Raw genomic sequence first — 20,379 nt, 5'->3', positions numbered from 1 at the left:
GACATCAGCGCGAAGCGAGCGTTAGGTTACAAATCTATCCGGTAGCGCAGGCTTTCGGCGCCGCCATAGGCGGCGTCCTTGGAGAACTGCCCGACAAGCCAGCCGCCATTGGCCAACACCACCTTCTGCGACGCCGAATTGTCCAAATCGGCGGTGATCTCGACAAAGGGCAGACCCACCGCCCTCGCCTCGCCGAGCATCAGCCGCAGCGCCTCGGTCGCATAGCCGCGCCGCCGCTTCCATGGCACCACCGCATAGCCGATATGGCCGAGCACATGCGGCGGCAGTTCGGCGGTGCCCTGCTGCCAGCGAAAGCCGATCGAACCGGCGACTTCACCGTCCCAGATCCAGCGCCGGAATCCCGGCAGGCGCGGCACTTTCGTCCCATCGGGCAAAGTAATCGGGCCACCCTTGGCCTCCGGATCGTCGAGACCGGCGAGGAAGGCCGCTGGGTCCCTTTCGATTGCCGCAATCTGCTCGCGCGTCGCCTCGATCAGCCGCACATTGTCCGGCGACCAGCCGCGCTCAAGCGCGGCCTTGTAGGACGGTAGATGTTCAGGCCCGAGCCTGACGATTTCGACCATGGCGTGCGACGATCCGCTGCCCACCTTCAAAGACGGGGCTGCAGCTAGGAAAATCCCTACTGCAGCAATCCCTTGACGATGCCGCTCGCCTTGGAGAAATCCATCTGGCCGGCGTATTTCTCCTTGAGGGCGGCCATCACCTTGCCCATGTCCTTGACGCCGCTGGCGCCGGTCTCGGCTATGGCGGCGCGGATCGCGGTTTCGGTGTCGGCCTGGCCCAGCTGCGTCGGCAGGAAATCGCGGATGATGGCCATCTCGTCGCGCTCCTGCGCGGCAAGCTCCGGCCGCTTGCCGTCGTCGAACGCCTTGGCCGACTCCTCGCGCTGCTTCACCATCTTGGCCAGGATCTGCAGGATCTCGTCGTCGCTGGCCGGGTCCTTGCCGGCGCCGCGATTGGCGATGTCGCGATCGTGAATGGCCGCCTGGATCAGCCGCAACGTCGGCAGCCGGCGCTTGTCCTGCGCCCTCATCGCGCTCTTCAGGGAACTAGCGATTTTGCCGCGCATGATGCTTCTCCTTCGATCCGGCGCGGACAATAGCCTTGCCCAAACCCCAAGGCAAATCCGATACTGACCGGCAAATACCTGATATCGTTCAATGAAATAAATCCATGCCGTACGGCGTGGCCTCATTGACCGCTCTGGCGCCTTATCCTATGTACTGGGCCTTGCAAGAGCTGAATTTTTGGCGCGCGCGCCGGCTGTGAAATCGCCGCTGCGCGCGGTTTGCTGCGCAGAATGGTCCGCCGGACCGATTTAAGGTCGCAGCCTGTTAGGAGTGCCGCCATGGCAATGATGACCGCCGCGTCGACCCCCCCTTGGGCCACCGAAAAGCCGACCGCCTTGCTGGTGCTGGCCGACGGCACCGTCATCGAGGGCCGCGGCCTTGGTGCCTCCGGCTCCGCTGCCGCCGAGGTTTGCTTCAACACCGCGCTGACCGGCTATCAGGAAATCCTCACCGACCCCTCCTATGCCGGCCAGATCGTCACCTTCACCTTCCCGCATATCGGCAATATCGGCACCAATGACGAGGACATCGAGGATCTCAATCCGGTCGCCCGCGCCGGCGCCGTCGGCGCGGTATTCAAGGCCGACGTCACCAATCCGTCCAGCTATCGCGCCGCAACTGGTCTCGACCAGTGGCTGAAGAAACGCGGCATCATAGCGCTTTCGGGCATCGACACGCGCGCGCTGACCGCGCTGATCCGTGAAAAGGGCATGCCCAACGCCGTCATCGCGCACGCGCCCGACGGCATCTTCGACATCGACGATCTGAAGCGTCGTGCCGCTGCCTGGTCCGGCCTGATTGGGCTTGATCTGGCCAAGGAGGTCACATCCGGCCAGTCCTCGGTCTGGCGCGAGACGCCCTGGGTTTGGGACGAGGGCTTTGGCGAACAGATCGATCCGTCCATGCACGTCGTCGCCATCGACTACGGCGTCAAGCGCAACATACTGCGCCTGCTTGCCGGTCTTGGCGCCAAGGTCACCGTGGTGCCGGCCAGCACCGGCGCCGAGGAGATCCTCGCCATGCGGCCCGACGGCATCTTTCTCTCCAACGGTCCCGGCGATCCGGAAGCCACCGGCGACTATGCCGTTCCGGTCATCCAGGACCTGCTGAAGACCGACATCCCGGTCTTCGGCATCTGCCTCGGCCATCAGATGCTGGCGCTGGCGCTGGGCGGCAAGACCGCCAAAATGCATCAAGGCCATCACGGCGCCAACCATCCGGTCAAGGATCACACCACCGGCAAGGTCGAGATCGTCTCGATGAACCATGGTTTTGCCGTCGATGCCGACTCCTTGCCGAGCGGCGTCGAGGAAACCCATGTCTCGCTGTTCGACGGCTCGAACTGCGGCATTGCGCTGACCGGAAGGCCGGTGTTCTCGGTCCAGCATCATCCGGAAGCCTCGCCCGGCCCGCAGGATTCCCACTATCTGTTCCGCCGCTTCGTCGATCTGATCCGCGAAAAGCGCGGCGAACCGGCGCGGGCGGAGCGCGCCTGATTCAGGGTTCAAGCCGTCGCCGTCGTGACCTTCTTCACCGCGACCGGTCGTTCGACCCTGAGCACGAATGCGATCAGCGCCAGAGCGAGAAAAATACCGCCGAGCACAAAGGGCGCGCCGCCGAACACCACTGGGGCGCCCGGACCGGTGAACCATGCGAAGATTCCCGTATAAAGCAACGGCGTGATGATGCTGGTGATCGAAAACACGCTCGTCATCGCGCCTTGCAATTCGCCTTGCGCGGAGGGCGGCACCTTGGCCGCCGCCAGGCTCCGCAGTGGCGGGTCGGCCAGCGCCTCGAGGCAGGTCGCCACGATCACCGCATAGATCATCCAGCCCTTCCATGCCGCGGCATAGCCGAAGGCGGCGAGCGCGGTAAAAGCAAGACCGATGGCGGCGGTCCGCCATTCGCCGAGCCGAGGAATGACACGCGGCAGGACAAAACCCATCACCAGCGCCCCGCCAAGACCGAAGACGCCGAGCGAGAAGCCAATCTGCTGTTCGCTCCAGCCGTAGCGGTAGCTGCCGACGAACGACCACACGGCAGGATACATCATGTGGCCGAGCGTCATCAGGAAGAACACCAGCCCGATCCAGCCGATCCCCTTGTAGTTTCGCATCTGCTTCAAGGCGCCGAGAGGATTGGCGCGACGCCACTCGAATCGCCGCCGGTGGTGCCGCTCCAGCGTTTCCGGCAGGAAAAACCAGCCGACGATGAAGTTGATGAGAGCAAGCACCGCCGCGCCCCAGAACGGCACGCGCGGCCCGAATTCGCCGAGCAGCCCGCCCAGCACCGGGCCGATGATGAACCCGACACCGAAGGCGATGCCGAGCAGGCCGAAATTCTTCGCCCGGTTCTCGTCGGTGCTGACGTCGGCGATGAAGGCGGACGCGGTCGAGTAGCTGGCGCCGCTGATGCCGGCCAGCACCCGGCCGATGAACAGGATCGAATAAGACCATGCCACCGCGCAGATCAGATTGTCGATGGCGAAGGTCAGCACCGAGGCCAGCAGGATCGGGCGGCGCCCGAAGCGGTCGCTGAGATTGCCGACCAGCGGCGCGAACAGGAACTGCATGGCGGCGTAGACGAAGAACAGCCAGCCGCCCTCGATGGCCGCTTCGCTGATGCCGACGCCGGTCAATTCCCTGAGATAGGCCGGCAACACCGGCATGATGATGCCAATGCCGGTGATGTCGAGCAGCAGCGTGGTGAAAACAAGCGCAAGGCCCCGCCTGGCGGTTTTGGCTTCGATCATGACGGTTTCGACTCCTGGAGCCGCCTCGGAGCGAAGGCGGAAGGCTCGTTATAGGTGAGTCAGCCGCATGGAACAATAAGGGAACACGCCAAGGATGCTCATCCTGACATCAACTGTCGACAAGGATGCGGCCACACCCCTACATCGCAGCCGGCGCTTCGACGGTCGTTCAACAGGAAAGTCGCGACACCTCAGATCGGGGTGTTGAACGTATCGCAATCCGAAAGCTTGCCGCTCCTGTAGCCGCGCGCGAGCCAGGTCTGCCGCTGCTGCGAGGTGCCGTGGTTGAAGCTTTCCGGCACGACATAGCCCTGCATCTTCTTCTGCATCGTGTCGTCGCCGATCTGCTGGGCCGCGTTCAGCGCCTCTTCCATGTCGCCCTGTTCCAGGATGCCTTTCTGCCCGGTGAAATGTGCCCAGACGCCAGCGAAGCAGTCGGCCTGAAGTTCGACCTGAACCGACATGTGATTGGCGTCGGTCTCGCCCATCTGCTGGCGCATCTGGTTGAATTTGGGCAGGATGCCGGTGAGGTTCTGCACATGATGGCCGACCTCATGCGCGATCACATAGGCTTGGGCGAAATCGCCCGAGGCGCCGAATTGCTGGTCGAGTTGCTGGAAGAAGGTGGTGTCGAGATAGACCTTGCGGTCGCCGGGACAGTAGAAAGGTCCGGCCGCGGACGAGGCGGAGCCGCAGGCCGAGCGGATCTGCCCGCTGAACAGGACCAGCTTCGGATCTTCATAGGTCAGGCCCTCGGCCTGGAAAATGCCGGTCCAGGTGTCCTCCGTCTCGGCCAGGACCGTCGAGACGAACTGCTTCATCTCGTCGGAGGCCGGCGCACCGGTGCCGCCGCCCTGCCCGCCGCTGTTGTCGGTGATCTGACCGCCACCGCCCGGCACCAAGCCGCCATCGCCGCCGGCCAGGATCTGCAGCGGGTCGATGCCGAAGGCCTTCAGCCCAAAATATAGGACCACGAGAATGACGATGGTCGACAGCGACATTCCGCCGCCGGAGCGGCCGCCGACCGGGATGCGGAACTGTCCGGACCTTCCGCCCGGCAGGTTGAACCCGCCGCCCTGGCCGCGCTCGTCCTCGACATTGTCACTCTGACGACGACCCTTCCAGAGCATGGCAAATCCTCGTGGTGCATGTATCGGCAACGCGCCAATCCCGTGGCCCGGTCCGACCCAACAAATAATTATCTGAATGGTTGCGCCAAGTCACAGCATTTTTCGCATGAAAGGGGGCTCCGCCGCGTTGCAGCCGTCAGGCACGCTGGGCAGTGGGGCAGGTCGATCGCAACATCGTGGTTCTCGGCGTCAATCGAGCGCAACCATGAGCGCGGCCGTGCAACGAGCCATACTATCGCCCAGTTGAATGCCGGACGCCACGCTGCTCGAGTGACACTCTGTCTGCGCTCTTCTGGCTCTTGGCGGCCACGCTCAGATCTTCTGCTTGGCGCCGGCGCTCTTGCCGTCCGAGCTTTTCGAGCGCTCGTCGAAGCGGGCCGCACCTTTTTTGAGCGGGCGGCCGGTATCCGCTTCCGTCTTGCGCTCATCCTTCGCCGCAGCTTGCTTCAATCCCTTGGCCGCCTGCTTGCCCTTCGCTGTCGGTGCCTGTTCAACGCCCATGATATCCTCCTCGACCTCGCGCCAATCGCGTGGCACGATCTCAAACGCAGCGGCAACGCGGCGGTTCCGGCAGGACTGTCGGAATTGGTGGTACACTTAGCGTGTCGAGGTCATCGCCTTGCGGAACGCTTCAAGCGTCTCGGCGCTGACATGGTGCTCGATGCCCTCGGCGTCGATACGCGCCGTCTCGGCGCTGACGCCGAGCGAGCGCAGGAATGCTTCCACCGTCTGATGGCGAATGCGGCTCTCCTCCGCCACCTTGCGGCCGGCATCGGTCAAGAACACGCCACGGTAGGGTTTTCTGGAAACGAGCCCGTCCGCGCACAGCCGCGTCAGCATCTTGGCCACGGTCGGCTGGGCGACGCCGAGGCGCGCCGCGATGTCGACCTGGCGCGCCTCGTTGCCGTCCTCGATGAGGTCGGCGATGAGCTCGACATAGTCCTCGACCAGCGCACTGCGGCGCGCTTCGCGCGTCTGCCTGAACCCCTCAGAGTGAATTTCAGCATCAAGCAGCGGCTTTTCGCGTGGGACCGGTCTGTTCTTCAGCGCCAATACGCGCTCCTCCTCGACTTTCGCGGATGGGGCCGGCATTTGTACACTCATAGCACGGGCCTCCATTCGTCTGGCCGTTTATTTGCATTCGACGGCAGGCGCAACCGGCGTTTCCGTTCCCTCGCGCCTCGCCGGCAGGGTGCCATTCAAAAGCATAAACAATGAAATATAGCATATTGCATAATGTTCGGCCCTGCCATAGATAGAGTGGCAGCATAGACCGACCCAGCGGAAATCCCCCAATGTCAGAAGCCGAAGCCGCAACAGCATCGCGAACCATGTGGCGATTTGCCCGGCCGGAAGACGACGAGCAGCCAAGCCTGCGCGAGGTCAACGCCTCGATCGCCGTGCCGCAGTCGGGGATATGGTTTCGCCGGCTGTTCGCCTTCATGGGGCCGGGCTACATGGTCTCGGTCGGCTATATGGATCCCGGTAATTGGGCGACAGATCTCGCCGGCGGCGCCCAGTTCGGCTACACCCTGCTTTTCATCATCATGCTGTCGAACCTGATGGCGATCCTGCTGCAGGCGCTGGCCGCCAGGCTCGGCATCGCCACCGGCCGAGACCTCGCCCAGGCCTGCCGTGCCTATTATCCGCGGCCGGTCAATTTCATGCTGTGGATCGCTTGTGAGCTGGCCATCATCGCCTGCGATCTGGCCGAGGTCATCGGCACGGCGATTGCCCTGCAGCTGCTGTTCGGCATTCCGCTGGTCGGCGGCGCCGTCATCACGGCCCTCGATGCCTTCCTGCTGCTTCTCCTGATGAACAAGGGGTTCCGTTTCCTCGAAGCCTTCATCATCGCGCTTTTGATCATCATCTTCGGCTGCTTCGCCATCCAGATCTTTGCCGCCGCCCCGCCTGTCGGCTCGATCCTGCATTCCATGTTCGTGCCGTCGCCGGAGATCGTCACCAACCCGGCGATGCTCTACATCGCGATCGGCATCATCGGCGCCACCGTGATGCCGCACAATCTCTATCTGCACTCCTCGATCGTGCAGACCCGCGCCTATCCACGCACCGACAAAGGCAAGCGCGACGCCATCAAATGGGCAACCACCGACTCGACCATCGCCTTGATACTGGCGCTGTTCGTCAACGCCTCCATCCTGATCGTCTCGGCGGTGGCCTTCCACGGCACCGGCCATCAGGACGTCGCCGAGATCGGCCAGGCCTTCGAGCTTCTGTCGCCGCTGCTCGGCCTCGGCATCGCTTCGACCCTGTTTGCCGTGGCGCTGCTTGCCTCCGGCCTGAACTCGACGGTCACGGCGACGCTTGCCGGGCAGATCGTGATGGAGGGCTTCCTGCGCCTGCGCATCCCGCAATGGGCGCGCCGCCTTTTGACGCGCGGCATCGCCATCGTCCCGGTGGTGGTCGTCACCGCGCTTTATGGCGAGAAGGGTACCGGCCAGCTCCTCGTCTTCAGCCAGGTGATCCTGTCGATGCAACTCCCCTTCGCGGTGGTGCCGCTGGTGCAGTTCGTCTCCGACAAGCGCAAGATGGGCAATCTGGCCATTCCCAGGGGCGTCGCCGTGCTGGCGTGGGCGGTCGCCGCTCTCATCCTGGTGCTCAACTTCAAGCTGCTCTACGACACCGTCGCCGGCTACGGCTGAGGGGTTTTCCCGGCCGTGCATTGAAGGCAGACAACTCGGCCAATTGCGCTATCTTCTCAGGCGTCATGACCGGAACTGCCGAAGCCCGACAATTCTACGCGCGACTGATGGCCGCCAACGCGGGTTCGGCCGATCCGCGCCTCGAAGCGGTGTTCGCCGCGGTGCCGCGCGAAGCCTTTCTTGGTCCCGGGCCGTGGACCGTGGTCGCCAACGGCGGCAAGGTCGAAACGCCGAGCGCCGATCCGGTGCACATTTATCAGAACGTGCTGGTGTCACTCGACGCCGACAAGGGCATCAACAATGGCGAGCCGTTCCTGCACGCCATGTGGATCGGCAAGGTGGCGCCAAAACCCGGCGAGGCCGTCACCCATGTCGGCGCCGGCACCGGCTACTACACTGCCCTGCTGGCACAGCTGGTTTCGCCGGGCGGCGCGGTCACCGCCTTCGAACTGGAATCCAGTCTCGCCGACCGCGCGAGAGAGAATCTCGAAGCTTATGGCAATGTGACCGTCATCCATGGCGATGCGGTCATCGGCAGCCTGCCACCGTCCGATATCATCTATGTCAATGCCGGCGTCGCGGCACCCCCGGCTGAATGGCTGAAGGCGCTGAAGCGCGGCGGCCGCATGATCTTTCCGTGGCGTCCGGCCGAGCGCGTCGGCCTGGCCGTGATGGTGACCCGCACGGATAAGGGTTTTGACTGCGAGCCGTTCATGCGGTCATGGTTCATCCCCTGCATCGGCGCCTCGCTGGCAAGCTCCGCGGCGAAAATCCCAGATCGCGAGAAGGCCGCGCGCAGCCGCTCGATCTGGCTGACCGCCAACAAGGCACCGGACCGCACCGCCACCGCGATCATCGGCGACGTCTGGTTCTCGTCGCAAGGTGTTGGCGACAGGCGGTCGCTATGAAGTCGCCGAGGCGAGGCATCCGTGTCTGCCGATCGCCGCCGGCTGGAGCGCTGAAGATTTTTTCCGGTCCCTGTCGGGCAGGTGTCCGGCCGCGCGTCCTTTGGCCGAAATCCGGCCCTGACGGCCTGGATGATGAAAAAGGAGAATCCGATGAGGAAGATCATCACTGCGACATTCGTCAGTCTCGACGGCGTCATGCAGGCGCCTGGCGGACCGGAAGAAGACCCGGTCGGCGGCTTCGAATTCGGTGGCTGGACGTTCCATTACTGGGACGACGTCGGGGGCGCCTTTATTGGTGAGACCTTCGCAAAACCCTTCGCGCTGCTCCTCGGCCGCAAGACCTACGACATCTTCGCCGCCCATTGGCCGTACCAGGAAAGCGGTCCGATCGCCGACAGCTTCAACGCGGCCACCAAATATGTGGCAACGCACCGGCCCGATACGCTGTCCTGGCAAAACAGCCAGTCGCTCGGCGACGACGTCGTGGCCGCGCTGCGCCAGCTCAAGCAGGAGGATGGGCCGGACCTGCTCATCCAGGGATCGAGCGAACTCATCCAGATCCTGCTCGCCAACGACCTGATCGACGAGATCAGCCTGCTGATCTTCCCGCTGGTGCTGGGCAAGGGCAAGCGGCTGTTCGGCAGCGGCGCAATGCCGGCGGCTTTCAAGCTGAACCGCTCGCAGGCATCGACCACCGGCGTCATCATGGCGACCTATGAGCGCGCCGGTGAGATCAAGACTGGTTCCTTCGCCCAGGAACAGCCGTCCGAAGCCGAGATCGAGAGGCGCCGGACCTGGAAGTAGGCGACCGCGCCACTGTTAACAGGGGATGGCCCGGCACCGGCCGTCCCTTTGCTGTTTTGCCGATCACGCCGCCTGTTGCCGCCGCGCCAACCCGTCGCGGATGCACGCGGCGAATTCCTGCGCCGCCGGCCCGATACCATGCTTCGGCAGGTGCAAATTGATCGAGAAATTCGGCAGGGCCGGCAGCTCCGGATCGGCGGACAGAATATCGAGATCGGCAGGCACGGTGGACGCCAGCCAGGTGGTGACGGCCAGGTCCGAACGCACAGTCGCCATCGTCGCGTCGAGGTTGCCGTTCTCGAACACGGTCCGCCATACCAGCCCATGCTCGTTGAGCGCCGCTAGCACCGCTGGGCGGAAAGCGCAGGTGTCGGCCACCATTGAAACCGGCAAAGGCCGTTTGCGGCGGGCTATGCCGCCTTTGGCGCCGACCCAGACCAGTCGGTCGATGGCAAGGCACTCGCCGGCGGACGGACCGACCGGTTCCTCGATCACGGCAAGGTCTATCGTGCCGGCCGCCAAGGCCGCCGCAAGCTCCGGCGACGAGGCGCAGACCAGCGAAATCTCGACCTGCGGATAGGTCTCGGCATAAGTCTTCAACATCGGCGCAAGCATGGTGCCAACCAGATCATACGGCACGCCGAGCCGCACCTCACCCGCAACCGCGCTGATCGCCATCTCGCCCAAGATCTCGTCGTTGAGGCTGAGCAGGCGTTTGCTCTTGCCAAACAGCCGCTCGCCGGGGCGGGTGAGCCGCAATCCGCGCCGGTCGCGCTCGAACAGGCTGCAGCCAAAAACCTCCTCCAGCCGCTTGATCTGCTGGCTAACGGCGCCTTGCGTCAAATGCAGCGCGTTCGCCGCCGCCGTCATGCTGGCCTTGTCGGCGACGGTGACGAAAGTCCGGATCAGGGCCGTGTCGAGATTGCGGATCATGAGTTGCATAATATTCTCTAATGCTAACCATGGCAAACATTGCATTTACTGATTAACGACAGCGCCTAACATGCGGCTCCCAACAAAGGAAACAGCATGCTTGAGGCCATCCTTCCGCTCGTCTTGTTCGCGCTGGTCTCGACCTCCACGCCCGGCATGGCCACGACCTTATCGACGGCGTCCGGGGCACAGTTCGGCTTTCGCCGCTCTGTTCCGCTGATGGCCGGCAGCGCCACCGGCCTTGCCACGGTGGCAGCGGCCGGTGCCGCCGGGCTCGCCGGCCTGCTGGCGGCGGCCCCGTCCTTGCAATTGGCGATGAAGATCGCCGGATCGCTCTACCTGATCTGGCTCGCCCTCAAGATCGGCCGCAGCGGTCCACCCAATCTGGACGTGGCCATGGCCAAACCGAACAGCTTTTTCGGCGGCGCCGGCCTGCAATGGATGAACCCCAAGGGTTGGGCCATGGGGCTTGGCGCGGCGGCATCGTTCGCAGCACTTGCCGACGGACCGCTGCAGCTCGCGCTTTTGCTCGGCGCAGTCTTCGGCCTGGCAGCCGCGCTGTCGCTGTCGGCCTGGTGCGTGGCAGGCACGCTGCTCGCCCGGTTGCTTAGAACCGAGCGGCAGTGGCGCGTGCTTAACGCGGTGCTTGGCCTGCTGCTCGCCGCGTCGATCATTCCGATGTGGCAGCCAGCATAGATGCCCGACTTTCAGGCGGCGTAACGCGCCGCCGGCTTGCCCGCCAGAAGGCTGCCGAAAAACCCCTGCCGGGCGCCGAGAAAGGCGTCCAGTCCGGCCGCGTCGGCAAGGCCTGGCGCGGTCACGGCTTCGCCCTTGGCAAGGCCGACAAGCGCTGCATCGACCAGATCGTCGGCGCTCATCACGATCTCTTGCGGCACATTCGCAAGATCGCTTCCGGCAACGTCCCAGAATTCGGTACGCGTGGCCCCCGGCAGTACCACCTGCGCCTTCACTCCGGTGCCGGCGACTTCCCGCTGCAAGGCCTCGGTGAAGTTGACGACATAGGCCTTGGTGCCGCTGTAGATGCCGCCGAACGAGGTGTCGAAGGCTAGCACCGAGGCGATGTTGACGATGGCGCCGCGGTTGCGCGACAGCAGCCCCGGCAGCACCGCGCGCGTCAGCCGCGTCAAGGCGACGATATTGACCTTGATCATGCGCTCGGCGAGGTCGGCATCGGCTGTCGCCACCACTTGCGCCCCGCCGAGGCCGGCATTGTTGACCAGCAGCGTGACGCTCTCGTCGGCCAATATCGCCTGCTCGACGCGGCGGACATCGTTGTCGTCGGCGAGGTCGGCACTGATGACGCTGACCTTGCTTCTATAGGCATGGCGCAACTTCTCCGCCAGTTCCTCGAGCCGGTCGGCGCGGCGCGCCACCAGCACCAGATCATAGCCCTGCCCCGCCAGCCGGTCCGCATAGACCGCGCCGATGCCGGACGAGGCTCCGGTGACCACCGCCGTGCCCTTGTTTTCCTGATTGCTCATTTTCCTGATCCTTCCGTTTCAACCTTGGCTGCCGGTATGGCGGGCGAACCCCCTCGCCTTTCCTCAGCCATCATATACATTTAGTGGCATATGCCACTTTATGAAACTAGGCATATGCCACTATCTTGTCAATCAATCGGCCAAGGGTTATTTTTGTGGGACCCGGCCGAACGCCGTTCAACTCCCAAAGGAATCGTCATGACCCAAGCCACGCTGCCCGGCCTGACCCTTTGCAACAACGCCATGCTGCGCCGCGCGACGCGCAAGCTCGGCCAATTCTATGACGATGTGCTGGCTCCCTCGGGCCTGAAGGCCACGCAGCAGGGCCTGCTCTACCAGATCCATATCGGCGACGAGCCGACCATGGGCGCCATTGCCGGGGCCCTCGTCATGGACCTGTCGGCGCTCGGCCACACGCTGAAACCGCTGATCCGCGACGGTTATGTCGAGACCTTCGCCGATCCGGACGACCGCCGCATCAAGCGTGTGCGGCTAACGCCGCAGGGCCTGATCAAGCTCGATGAAGCCATGAAGCTGTGGCGCGTCGCCCAGCAGCGTTTCGAGGACATGGTCGGCAAGGAGCAGGCGGCAAAGCTGCGCGCGGCGCTGGATGACCTCGCCGCGCTGGATTTTGACCTGCCGCCGGCAGCGACCTGAGGTCTCAGGCGGGCGGCAGCAGCCAGACTTCATTCGGCCGGCATGGCGACCTCACGGGCGACCCGGTAGCTGGCCAGCACGACGCCGAGCCCCACGATCGGGAACACCGCCGCGACCAGGCCGAGATCGGCTGGCGCACCATAGCGCAGCACCGCGCCGCCGACGACCGCGCCCAGCGCCACGCCGAAATAGAGCGCCGAGGCGTTGAGCGACAGCACGATGGGCGCCGCATCGGGCGCCAGCCTGATGATGCGGCTGGCCTGCGCCGGCGGGAAGGCCCAGCCGACAATGCCCCACGGCACCATCATGGCCATCAGCGCCGGTCCAGCAATCTCGCGCGGCAAGAATGTCGGGATCAGCGAAAACGTAACCAGCATGACCGCGCTCAGCGCCAGCGACCAGCTGACGGTGCGCGTCGCGCCGAAGCGGTCGGCGGCCTGCCCGCCGACGATGTTGCCGATGACGGCGCCGACACCAAAGGCGAGCAGCATGCCGGGCAGCGCGATCGGGCTCAAGCCTCCGCCTTCGATGGCCAGCGGCGCGACAAAGGCAAAGACCGTGAAGGCGCCGGTGAGCGCCAAAAGCGTGGTCAGCAGGATCGATGGCACGCCGGGGCGAAGAGCTGCGGCCAACCGTTGCCCGAGCGGCAGCTTCGTGCCGATGATGCCGCGCGGCAGCCGGTACCACAGGATCGCGCCGGCCAGCGCGCCGAGACCGGCAATGGCAAAGAATGTGCCGCGCCACCCGGCGACGGCCGCGACAAGCGCGCCGAGCGGCGCGCCTACCGCCACCGCCACCGTCGTGCCGCCGACAACGACGGCAATGGCGCGGGCGCGGTGATGATCATCGACAAGCGCTACGGCCGTCCCTTGCGCCGTCGCCGCGAACAGGCCGGACGACAGCGCCATGACGATGCGCGCGACCAGCAGCAGTTCGAAGGACGAACTCAGCGCCGCAGCCAGATTGCCCAGCACGAAGAACGCCAGCGTCCACAGGATGACGCGCCGCCGGTCCCATTCACCGGTAAGCGTCGCCAGGATCGGCGCACCGATCGCGTAGGCGAGCGCAAAGGCGGTGATCAGTGTCCCGGCGAGCGGAACGGAGATGGCGGCATCGGCCGCGATGTCGGGCAACAGGCTTGAAATGACGAAGCCTTCGGTCGCGATGGTGAATGACCCGAGCGCAAGCCAGATGAGGCGCTTGTCCATGGCGAAATCCTTAGTTCAAAAGTTATTGAACAATTGAATATAACAGGGCACGATGTCAATGAGCTCATCCATATTAATCGAAGCCTGCTGACAGCCCGGTGTCAGGATAGGCCCGAATGACGTCAAGAACCGCTTACGCCCGCCAAGGAGATACGCGTTGAAATCTGCCCCAGCTGTGCTTAGTTCCCACGCATGACCTTGCCCCATCCCACAGCCGACCAGATAAGCCTGCCGAACGTGCTTGCCGTGCTCGGAGACCCGACGCGGCTGGCCATCGTGCGCTACCTCGCCAGCAAGGAGGGCGTGCCGCTGAATTGCAGCCAGTTCCTCGATCTCGGCTCGAAAACCAATCTGAGCTATCATCTGGCCAAGCTGCGCGAGGCCGGCGTCACTCGCGCCGAGGTGGTCGGCACCAGCCGGCTGATCACGCTGCGCCGCGACGATCTCGACCGCCGTTTTCCGGGCCTGCTCGATAGCGTCATTGCCGCTGCCGTCGACGATACGGCACTGCCCGCGGTTGGCACCCACGAGACGAAAATCCACGCCTGAAGGTTTCTCCCCGCTTCGCGGGGCGAAGAAAACGCTGCCCTGCCCACGGAGCTACCCTTATGCGCATTGCCGTCCTCGCCGATATCCACGGCAACATCCTGGCGCTGGACGCCGTGCTTGACGATCTGCGGCAGCGCGGCGGCGCCGAGCTTGTCGTCAATCTCGGCGATTGCGTCTCCGGCCCGCTCTGGCCGCGCGAGACGTTTGCGCGGCTTGAGACGCTGAACCTGCCAACGGTGCGCGGCAATCATGACCGCCATGTCGCCCGCGATCCGCTCGACGACACGATGTGGCCCTCGGCCCGCTACGCGCATGACCGGCTGACGCCGGCACAGCGCGAGGCGCTGTTCGCCTTGCCTCTCACGCTGGAGATCACACCTGAGGTGACCGCCTTCCATGCCCGGCCCGACCATGACGAAAAATATCTGACCGATACGATGGCCGATGGCCGGCTGGTGCGCGCGCCGCTCGCCGCCATCAAGCGACGGCTGGCCGCGCTCGACCCCGCTTGCCGCATCGTGCTGTGCGGCCACAGCCACCGCAGCGAACTGATCCGCATCCCCGACGGCCCGGTTGTCTTCAATCCGGGCAGCATCGGCTGCCCCGCCTACGACGATCCAACACCGCCGGCGCATGTTTCCGAGCAAGGCTCTCCGCACGCGCGTTACGGCATCGTCGAATTGGGCAGACCGGGCCGCCCCGACCGCTTCGAGGCCATCGCCGTCGACTACGACCACGAGGCGGCGGCGCGGCAGGCCGAGCAGGCGGGACGGACGGAATGGGCCCACGCGCTACGCACCGGGTTTATTTCAGGCTGAGCGAAGCTCATGCCTCCAGGCTGAGCGAGGCACGAGCTCATGCCAGGCTGAGCGAAGCTCATGCCTCCCAGACTGAACGCGGAACGCGTTCATGCCGTCCGGCTGAGCGAGAGCTGAACTTGTTCACGCCAGGCCGAACACCTTCATGCCAGGCTGAACGAGGAACGAGTTCACGCCGGCGCCGCATTTTCGGGGTTACCTGGCGCCGTGTCGTCGCTTATAAACCGGCTTGGCATGCGGTGGCGCTTTCCGTGCCTGGCCGCGCCCTTAGGCCATGCAATCTATCGCCCACGGCCAGGTGATGAGGCGCACAATTTCGCTCCGAACGACGCTGCACGTGCTGATTGCCTTGCTACTGACGGCGCTGCTGCCGGCCAGGGCCGAGGAGGTCGTTTCGATCGTGACCGAACTCGCTCCGGGCGATCTCCTGAACGTCCGCGCCACGGCATCGGCGATGGGCAAGATCAAGGCCCGGCTGCCAAATGGCACGAGCGTCAACAATCTCGGCTGCAACGACGTCAACGGCTACCGCTGGTGCAAAGTTGCTGAGATTGACAACCCGCAACTGACCGGATGGGCTCCCGCGCGCTACCTGAACCCCGAGAATCCGACGGCCGTTTCGGACGAGGAAACCGAAACGACCGGCGAAAGCGCCGCCCCGGCGGCCGAGGCCTCGAACCCGGCAACCGCGGATCAGCCGCTGCCCGATCTGACGGCCCGCCTGGGCGCGAGCGGTCCCGAACCCACGATGACGGCCACTGAGGCCATCGGCAGGGCGGCCATCGAGGACGCTTACCGCCTGGCGCTCGCAGCCAGCGCAAACCCATCGACCGGGGAGATAGCCGCGTCGGACCAGCCCATCCAGAATCGCGCTGCCAATGCGGCGCCTCCGGCCGACGCACAAGCCGTTGCCCGGCTGCAGCCGCCAAGGACGCCGATCCCTGGTGCCGGCAACGAGATTCCCTGTGCGCGCTATGTCGGCCAGCCGATGACCAGCTGCAAGGCAGGCGTTGTGCACACGGGCGACAAAGCCGAGGTGACCGTGACCTGGCCCGACGGGGGCATGCGCGTCATCAGCTTCAAGGCCGGTCTGCCGGCCGGTTCCGACGCACCCGGCGAATTCCGCTACACGCGCGAGGGCAGCCTGAACATGATCCGCGTCGGCGTGTCCGAACGCTTCGAGATTCCTGATACCCTGGCGTTGGGAGATTAGTGGTTAGGGAATAGGGCAGTAGGGCAATATGTTTAAAGGCGCTCGAACCTCTGCCCTACTGCCCTACTGCCCTACTGCCCTACTGCCCTACTGCCCTACTGCCCTACGCCCTACCCGCATTTTAGGGGGTTACATCAGGCAAAACTCTTCCCTATAAGGCCCTCCTAGCCTGATACCAGAATCGCGAGCACAACCGGCCGGGTCTTCCCGTCCGGTTTTTCGTGCAAGCCGCCTGCCGAACGGACCCTCGATATGCCAAGACGCACCGACATCAAGTCGATCCTGATCATAGGGGCCGGCCCCATCGTCATCGGTCAGGCCTGCGAGTTCGACTATTCCGGCACCCAGGCCTGCAAGGCGCTGAAGGAAGAGGGCTTTCGCGTCATCCTGGTCAATTCCAACCCGGCCACCATCATGACCGATCCGGAGCTGGCCGACGCCACCTATATCGAGCCGATCACGCCCGAAGTGGTGGCCAAGATCATCGCCAAGGAGCGGCCGGACGCGCTGCTGCCGACCATGGGCGGCCAGACCGCGCTGAACACGGCGCTCTCGCTGCGCCGCATGGGCGTGCTCGACCGCTACAATGTCGAGATGATCGGCGCCGACGCCACGGCCATCGACAAGGCCGAGGACCGCGCCTTGTTTCGCGAGGCGATGAGCAAGATCGGGCTGGAAACGCCGAAGTCGATGCTGGCCAACGCCACCGACGTCAAGGATGCCGACCGCAAGAGGCATGAGGTCGAGCGCGCAGCGCTGAAGGCCGAGAAGCCCGACAATCTCGACGCCGCGCTCGACGCGCTGGAAACGCGCTGGAACCTCGGCGAGGGCGACCGCAAGCAGCGCTACATCAGCCACGCCATGGCAATCGCGGCGCAGGCGCTCGACCATGTCGGCCTGCCCGCCATCATCCGCCCGTCCTTCACCATGGGCGGCACCGGCGGCGGCATCGCCTACAACCGCGCCGAATTCTACGACATCGTCCAGTCCGGCCTCGACGCCTCGCCGACCACCGAAGTGCTGATCGAGGAAAGCGTGCTGGGCTGGAAGGAGTACGAGATGGAGGTTGTCCGCGACAAGGCCGACAACTGCATCATCGTCTGCTCGATCGAGAACATCGACCCGATGGGCGTGCACACCGGCGATTCGATCACCGTCGCCCCGGCGCTGACGCTGACCGACAAGGAATACCAGATGATGCGCAACGCCTCGATCGCGGTGCTGCGCGAGATCGGCGTCGAGACCGGCGGCTCCAACGTGCAGTTCGCCGTGAATCCTGCCGATGGAAGACTCGTGGTGATCGAGATGAACCCACGCGTCTCGCGCTCTTCCGCGCTTGCCTCCAAGGCGACCGGCTTCCCCATCGCCAAGATCGCGGCAAAGCTCGCCGTCGGCTACACGCTGGACGAATTGGAGAACGACATCACCGGCGGCGCCACGCCGGCCTCGTTCGAGCCGAGCATCGACTATGTCGTGACCAAGATCCCGCGCTTCGCCTTCGAGAAATTCCCCGGCGCCGAGCCGGTGCTGACCACGGCAATGAAGTCGGTCGGCGAAGTCATGGCCATCGGCCGCACTTTCCAGGAATCACTACAGAAGGCTTTGCGTGGGCTGGAAACCGGCCTCACCGGTCTGGACGAGATCGAGATCCCCGGCATCGGCCATGGCAGCGCCCCGGCCAGCCATGTCGACGATCGCAACGCCATCCGCGCCGCGCTCGGCACGCCGACGCCCGACCGGCTGCGCATGGTGGCGCAGGCGATCCGCATGGGCACCTCGCTGGAAGACGTGCACGCCATGTGCAAGATCGACCCGTGGTTCCTCGAGCAGATCGCCGGCATCCTGGCCATGGAAGACCGCATCCGCGAGCACGGCATCCCTGGGGACGTCGCCAATCTGCGCATGCTGAAGGCGATGGGTTTCTCGGATGCCCGCCTCGCGTCCCTGGTCAGGAAAGACGTGGAAGAGATTCAAAAGATTCGCGAAAAGCTCGACGTTCATCCGGTTTATAAGCGCATCGACACCTGTGCCGCCGAGTTCGCCTCGCCCACCGCTTATATGTACTCGACCTACGAAATGCCGTTCGCCGGCGCGCTCGCCAACGAGGCACAGGTCTCGTCGCGCAAGAAGGTGGTCATCCTCGGCGGCGGCCCCAACCGCATCGGCCAGGGCATCGAGTTCGACTATTGCTGCTGCCATGCCGCCTTCGCGCTGCGCGAGGCCGGCTTCGAGGCGATCATGGTCAACTGCAATCCGGAGACCGTCTCGACCGACTACGACACCTCGGACCGGCTCTATTTCGAGCCGCTGACGCCGGAGGACGTGTTGGAGATCCTGCGCGCCGAGCAGGCGTCGGGCGAGCTGGTCGGCGTCATCGTCCAGTTCGGCGGCCAGACGCCGCTGAAGCTCGCCGATGCGCTGGAGAAGGCCGGCATCCCGATCCTCGGCACCTCGCCTGACATGATCGACCTCGCCGAGGACCGCGACCGTTTCCAGAAGCTCTTGCACAAGCTCGGCCTCAGCCAGCCGAGGAACGGCATCGCCTATTCGGTCGAGCAGGCCCGCCTAGTCGCCGGCGAGCTCGGCTTCCCGTTGGTGGTGCGCCCATCCTATGTGCTCGGCGGTCGCGCCATGCAGATCATCCACGACGAGGGCATGCTGCAGACCTATCTGCTCGACACCGTGCCCGGCCTTGTGCCGGAGGACATCAAGCAGAAATACCCCAACGACAAAACAGGCCAGATCAACACGCTGCTGGGCAAGAACCCGCTGCTGTTCGACACCTATCTCTCGGGCGCCATCGAGGTCGATGTCGACTGCCTGTGCGACGGCAAGTCGACGTTCGTCTCCGGCATATTGGAACACATCGAGGAGGCCGGCATCCATTCGGGCGACAGTGCCTGCTCGCTGCCGGTGCACTCGCTGCCTTCGGAACTGGTCGACGAGCTGGAGCGCCAGACGGCGGCGCTCGCCCGCGCGCTCAATGTCGGCGGCCTGATGAACGTGCAGTACGCGATCAAGGACGGCACCGTCTATGTGCTCGAGGTCAACCCGCGCGCCTCGCGCACCGTGCCCTTCGTCGCCAAGACCATCGGCCGTCCCATCGCGAAAATAGCCGCCCGCATCATGGCCGGCGAGAGCCTGGAAGACGCCTTCGCCCATTACGGCGCCATGCCCGACCCCAGAAATCCTGGCCACATCGCGGTCAAGGAAGCTGTCTTCCCCTTCGCCCGCTTCCCCGGCGTCGACATATTGCTCGGCCCGGAAATGCGCTCGACCGGCGAGGTCATGGGCCTCGACCGCGACTTCGCGCTCGCCTTCGCCAAGAGCCAGTTAGGGGCGGGTGTTGATCTCCCCCGCGCGGGCACGCTGTTCGTCTCGGTGCGCGACGAGGACAAGAAGGGCATCCTGCCGGCGGTCAAGCGCCTCGCCGGCCAGGGCTTCAAGGTGATGGCCACATCCGGCACCGCCCGCTTCCTCGCCGAAAACGGCGTCGTCGCCGAGAAGATAAACAAGGTGCTGGAAGGCCGCCCGCACATCGAGGACGCCATCCGCAACCGCCAGGTGCAGATCGTCTTCAACACCACGGACGGCCAGAAGGCGGTGTCGGATTCGAAATCGCTGCGCCGCGCCACGCTGATGCAGAAAGTGCCGTATTATACGACGCTGTCTGGCGCTGCGGCGGTGGCGGAGGCGATTGCGGCGCTGCGGGCGGGGAGCCTGGAGGTCAGGCCGCTGCAGGAGTACTTTGCGTAGGCAGCAGGCTAGTCTTGAGGGCGAGACGGCCAGCAGACGGAGTGCTGCCGGGCCATGAATTTATCCCTTCACAATAATCTTGCTCCCATTCCTGCAGCGATGATTTTTGGCTGTCCATCTGTGAAGGACGTCCATGTATTTTTCTCTATCCGACGGCCTCATTCCCTTTAATACTTCGCCAATTTTTTGAGACAGGGTAAAACGGTCAGCTTTCTGACCAACCGAAACTCCCAGCTGGTTTGCGAACTCCATCATAATTCTTATATTTACCAGAGACCGCTTCCTAGCGACACCATCACAAAATTTGCCAAACGTTGATCCGCACTACCAGGTGCTGTGCGGAGAGTATCCAGAAACGCATCCAAACGCTCTTTCGAGGATTTCGTAGCGCCGAT

At 64.4% G+C, this 20,379-nt stretch carries 19 protein-coding genes; 10 read left to right on the top strand and 9 right to left on the bottom strand.

Annotated features, from left to right (window positions below):
• Positions 1–26: 26 nt before the first annotated feature.
• The gene (locus tag AC0NID_RS13475; protein ID WP_473454444.1) at positions 27–584 is read right to left on the bottom strand and encodes a GNAT family N-acetyltransferase; all 558 of its coding nucleotides are present in this window, start codon (positions 582–584) and stop codon (positions 27–29) included.
• Positions 585–640: 56 nt separating this feature from the next.
• Positions 641–1,090, bottom strand: a complete 450-nt coding sequence (locus tag AC0NID_RS13470) for a GatB/YqeY domain-containing protein (protein WP_473454443.1) — start codon at positions 1,088–1,090, stop codon at positions 641–643.
• A 279-nt stretch (positions 1,091–1,369) separates the two neighbouring features.
• Between AC0NID_RS13470 and carA the strand changes: the two genes are divergently transcribed.
• Positions 1,370–2,587, top strand: coding sequence for a glutamine-hydrolyzing carbamoyl-phosphate synthase small subunit (gene carA / locus AC0NID_RS13465; RefSeq protein WP_473454442.1), 1,218 nt, complete (start codon positions 1,370–1,372; stop codon positions 2,585–2,587).
• An 8-nt stretch (positions 2,588–2,595) separates the two neighbouring features.
• On the opposite strand, the gene AC0NID_RS13460 is transcribed toward carA, so the two are convergent.
• From AC0NID_RS13460 to mntR, 4 genes are all read right to left on the bottom strand, one after another.
• On the bottom strand, positions 2,596–3,843 hold the full coding sequence (locus tag AC0NID_RS13460) for a TCR/Tet family MFS transporter (protein ID WP_473454441.1): 1,248 nt from the start codon (positions 3,841–3,843) through the stop codon (positions 2,596–2,598).
• 191 nt (positions 3,844–4,034) lie between these two features.
• Positions 4,035–4,973, bottom strand: a complete 939-nt coding sequence (gene ypfJ / locus AC0NID_RS13455) for a KPN_02809 family neutral zinc metallopeptidase (RefSeq protein ID WP_473454440.1) — start codon at positions 4,971–4,973, stop codon at positions 4,035–4,037.
• 312 nt (positions 4,974–5,285) lie between these two features.
• Positions 5,286–5,474 (bottom strand): hypothetical protein, encoded by a 189-nt coding sequence (locus tag AC0NID_RS13450; RefSeq protein ID WP_126034291.1) that lies wholly within the window; start codon positions 5,472–5,474, stop codon positions 5,286–5,288.
• A gap of 96 nt (positions 5,475–5,570) precedes the next feature.
• Positions 5,571–6,026 carry a manganese-binding transcriptional regulator MntR gene (mntR, locus tag AC0NID_RS13445; RefSeq protein WP_473454632.1) on the bottom strand — a complete coding sequence of 152 codons (456 nt, stop codon included), beginning with the start codon at positions 6,024–6,026 and terminating at the stop codon, positions 5,571–5,573.
• 242 nt (positions 6,027–6,268) lie between these two features.
• On the opposite strand from mntR, the gene AC0NID_RS13440 reads away from it, so the two are divergent.
• From AC0NID_RS13440 to AC0NID_RS13430, 3 genes are all read left to right on the top strand, one after another.
• Entirely contained in the window at positions 6,269–7,636 is a 1,368-nt protein-coding gene (locus AC0NID_RS13440) for an Nramp family divalent metal transporter (protein ID WP_473454439.1), read from the top strand.
• A 65-nt stretch (positions 7,637–7,701) separates the two neighbouring features.
• Positions 7,702–8,544: a protein-L-isoaspartate O-methyltransferase family protein gene (locus tag AC0NID_RS13435; protein WP_473454438.1), complete on the top strand. Its 843-nt coding sequence runs from the start codon at positions 7,702–7,704 to the stop codon at positions 8,542–8,544.
• 150 nt (positions 8,545–8,694) lie between these two features.
• Positions 8,695–9,348 (top strand): dihydrofolate reductase family protein, encoded by a 654-nt coding sequence (locus AC0NID_RS13430; protein ID WP_473454437.1) that lies wholly within the window; start codon positions 8,695–8,697, stop codon positions 9,346–9,348.
• Positions 9,349–9,411: 63 nt separating this feature from the next.
• Here AC0NID_RS13430 and AC0NID_RS13425 read toward each other — a convergent pair whose 3' ends face one another.
• Positions 9,412–10,281 (bottom strand): LysR family transcriptional regulator, encoded by an 870-nt coding sequence (locus tag AC0NID_RS13425; protein WP_473454631.1) that lies wholly within the window; start codon positions 10,279–10,281, stop codon positions 9,412–9,414.
• A 96-nt stretch (positions 10,282–10,377) separates the two neighbouring features.
• On the opposite strand from AC0NID_RS13425, the gene AC0NID_RS13420 reads away from it, so the two are divergent.
• A complete protein-coding gene (locus AC0NID_RS13420; RefSeq protein ID WP_473454436.1) occupies positions 10,378–10,977 on the top strand; it encodes a LysE family translocator in 600 nt (199 codons plus the stop codon).
• Positions 10,978–10,988: 11 nt separating this feature from the next.
• Here AC0NID_RS13420 and AC0NID_RS13415 read toward each other — a convergent pair whose 3' ends face one another.
• Positions 10,989–11,783, bottom strand: a complete 795-nt coding sequence (locus AC0NID_RS13415) for an SDR family NAD(P)-dependent oxidoreductase (RefSeq protein ID WP_473454435.1) — start codon at positions 11,781–11,783, stop codon at positions 10,989–10,991.
• 198 nt (positions 11,784–11,981) lie between these two features.
• Between AC0NID_RS13415 and AC0NID_RS13410 the strand changes: the two genes are divergently transcribed.
• Positions 11,982–12,440, top strand: coding sequence for a MarR family winged helix-turn-helix transcriptional regulator (locus AC0NID_RS13410; RefSeq protein ID WP_473454434.1), 459 nt, complete (start codon positions 11,982–11,984; stop codon positions 12,438–12,440).
• Between the two features lie 29 nt (positions 12,441–12,469).
• Here AC0NID_RS13410 and AC0NID_RS13405 read toward each other — a convergent pair whose 3' ends face one another.
• Complete coding sequence (locus AC0NID_RS13405; protein WP_473454433.1) at positions 12,470–13,648, bottom strand: MFS transporter; 1,179 nt, start codon at positions 13,646–13,648, stop codon at positions 12,470–12,472.
• 192 nt (positions 13,649–13,840) lie between these two features.
• Between AC0NID_RS13405 and AC0NID_RS13400 the strand changes: the two genes are divergently transcribed.
• The 4 genes from AC0NID_RS13400 to carB all read left to right on the top strand — a co-directional run bounded on the left by AC0NID_RS13400 (position 13,841) and on the right by carB (position 19,984).
• Positions 13,841–14,197: an ArsR/SmtB family transcription factor gene (locus AC0NID_RS13400; protein WP_473454432.1), complete on the top strand. Its 357-nt coding sequence runs from the start codon at positions 13,841–13,843 to the stop codon at positions 14,195–14,197.
• A gap of 59 nt (positions 14,198–14,256) precedes the next feature.
• Entirely contained in the window at positions 14,257–15,015 is a 759-nt protein-coding gene (locus tag AC0NID_RS13395) for a metallophosphoesterase family protein (protein ID WP_473454431.1), read from the top strand.
• A 337-nt stretch (positions 15,016–15,352) separates the two neighbouring features.
• Positions 15,353–16,228, top strand: coding sequence for an SH3 domain-containing protein (locus tag AC0NID_RS13390; RefSeq protein ID WP_473454430.1), 876 nt, complete (start codon positions 15,353–15,355; stop codon positions 16,226–16,228).
• Between the two features lie 252 nt (positions 16,229–16,480).
• Positions 16,481–19,984, top strand: a complete 3,504-nt coding sequence (gene carB, locus AC0NID_RS13385; protein WP_473454429.1) for a carbamoyl-phosphate synthase large subunit — start codon at positions 16,481–16,483, stop codon at positions 19,982–19,984.
• The last annotated feature ends 395 nt before the right edge of the window (positions 19,985–20,379 follow it).

The organism is Mesorhizobium sp. WSM4821 (assembly GCF_055901555.1).
Note: the sequence above shows the minus strand (reverse complement) of the source record. Positions and strands in the feature narration are given on the sequence as shown.

Bases quoted from the DNA above. Each gene is read 5' to 3' on its own strand.
- AC0NID_RS13475 (WP_473454444.1), bottom strand. From the start codon at position 584: ATGGTCGAAATCGTCAGGCTCGGGCCTGAACATCTACCGTCCTACAAG.
- AC0NID_RS13470 (WP_473454443.1), bottom strand. From the start codon at position 1,090: ATGCGCGGCAAAATCGCTAGTTCCCTGAAGAGCGCGATGAGGGCGCAG.
- carA (WP_473454442.1), top strand. From the start codon at position 1,370: ATGGCAATGATGACCGCCGCGTCGACCCCCCCTTGGGCCACCGAAAAG.
- AC0NID_RS13460 (WP_473454441.1), bottom strand. From the start codon at position 3,843: ATGATCGAAGCCAAAACCGCCAGGCGGGGCCTTGCGCTTGTTTTCACC.
- ypfJ (WP_473454440.1), bottom strand. From the start codon at position 4,973: ATGCTCTGGAAGGGTCGTCGTCAGAGTGACAATGTCGAGGACGAGCGC.
- AC0NID_RS13450 (WP_126034291.1), bottom strand. From the start codon at position 5,474: ATGGGCGTTGAACAGGCACCGACAGCGAAGGGCAAGCAGGCGGCCAAG.
- AC0NID_RS13440 (WP_473454439.1), top strand. From the start codon at position 6,269: ATGTCAGAAGCCGAAGCCGCAACAGCATCGCGAACCATGTGGCGATTT.
- AC0NID_RS13435 (WP_473454438.1), top strand. From the start codon at position 7,702: ATGACCGGAACTGCCGAAGCCCGACAATTCTACGCGCGACTGATGGCC.
- AC0NID_RS13430 (WP_473454437.1), top strand. From the start codon at position 8,695: ATGAGGAAGATCATCACTGCGACATTCGTCAGTCTCGACGGCGTCATG.
- AC0NID_RS13425 (WP_473454631.1), bottom strand. From the start codon at position 10,281: ATGATCCGCAATCTCGACACGGCCCTGATCCGGACTTTCGTCACCGTC.
- AC0NID_RS13420 (WP_473454436.1), top strand. From the start codon at position 10,378: ATGCTTGAGGCCATCCTTCCGCTCGTCTTGTTCGCGCTGGTCTCGACC.
- AC0NID_RS13415 (WP_473454435.1), bottom strand. From the start codon at position 11,783: ATGAGCAATCAGGAAAACAAGGGCACGGCGGTGGTCACCGGAGCCTCG.
- AC0NID_RS13410 (WP_473454434.1), top strand. From the start codon at position 11,982: ATGACCCAAGCCACGCTGCCCGGCCTGACCCTTTGCAACAACGCCATG.
- AC0NID_RS13405 (WP_473454433.1), bottom strand. From the start codon at position 13,648: ATGGACAAGCGCCTCATCTGGCTTGCGCTCGGGTCATTCACCATCGCG.
- AC0NID_RS13400 (WP_473454432.1), top strand. From the start codon at position 13,841: ATGACCTTGCCCCATCCCACAGCCGACCAGATAAGCCTGCCGAACGTG.
- AC0NID_RS13395 (WP_473454431.1), top strand. From the start codon at position 14,257: ATGCGCATTGCCGTCCTCGCCGATATCCACGGCAACATCCTGGCGCTG.
- carB (WP_473454429.1), top strand. From the start codon at position 16,481: ATGCCAAGACGCACCGACATCAAGTCGATCCTGATCATAGGGGCCGGC.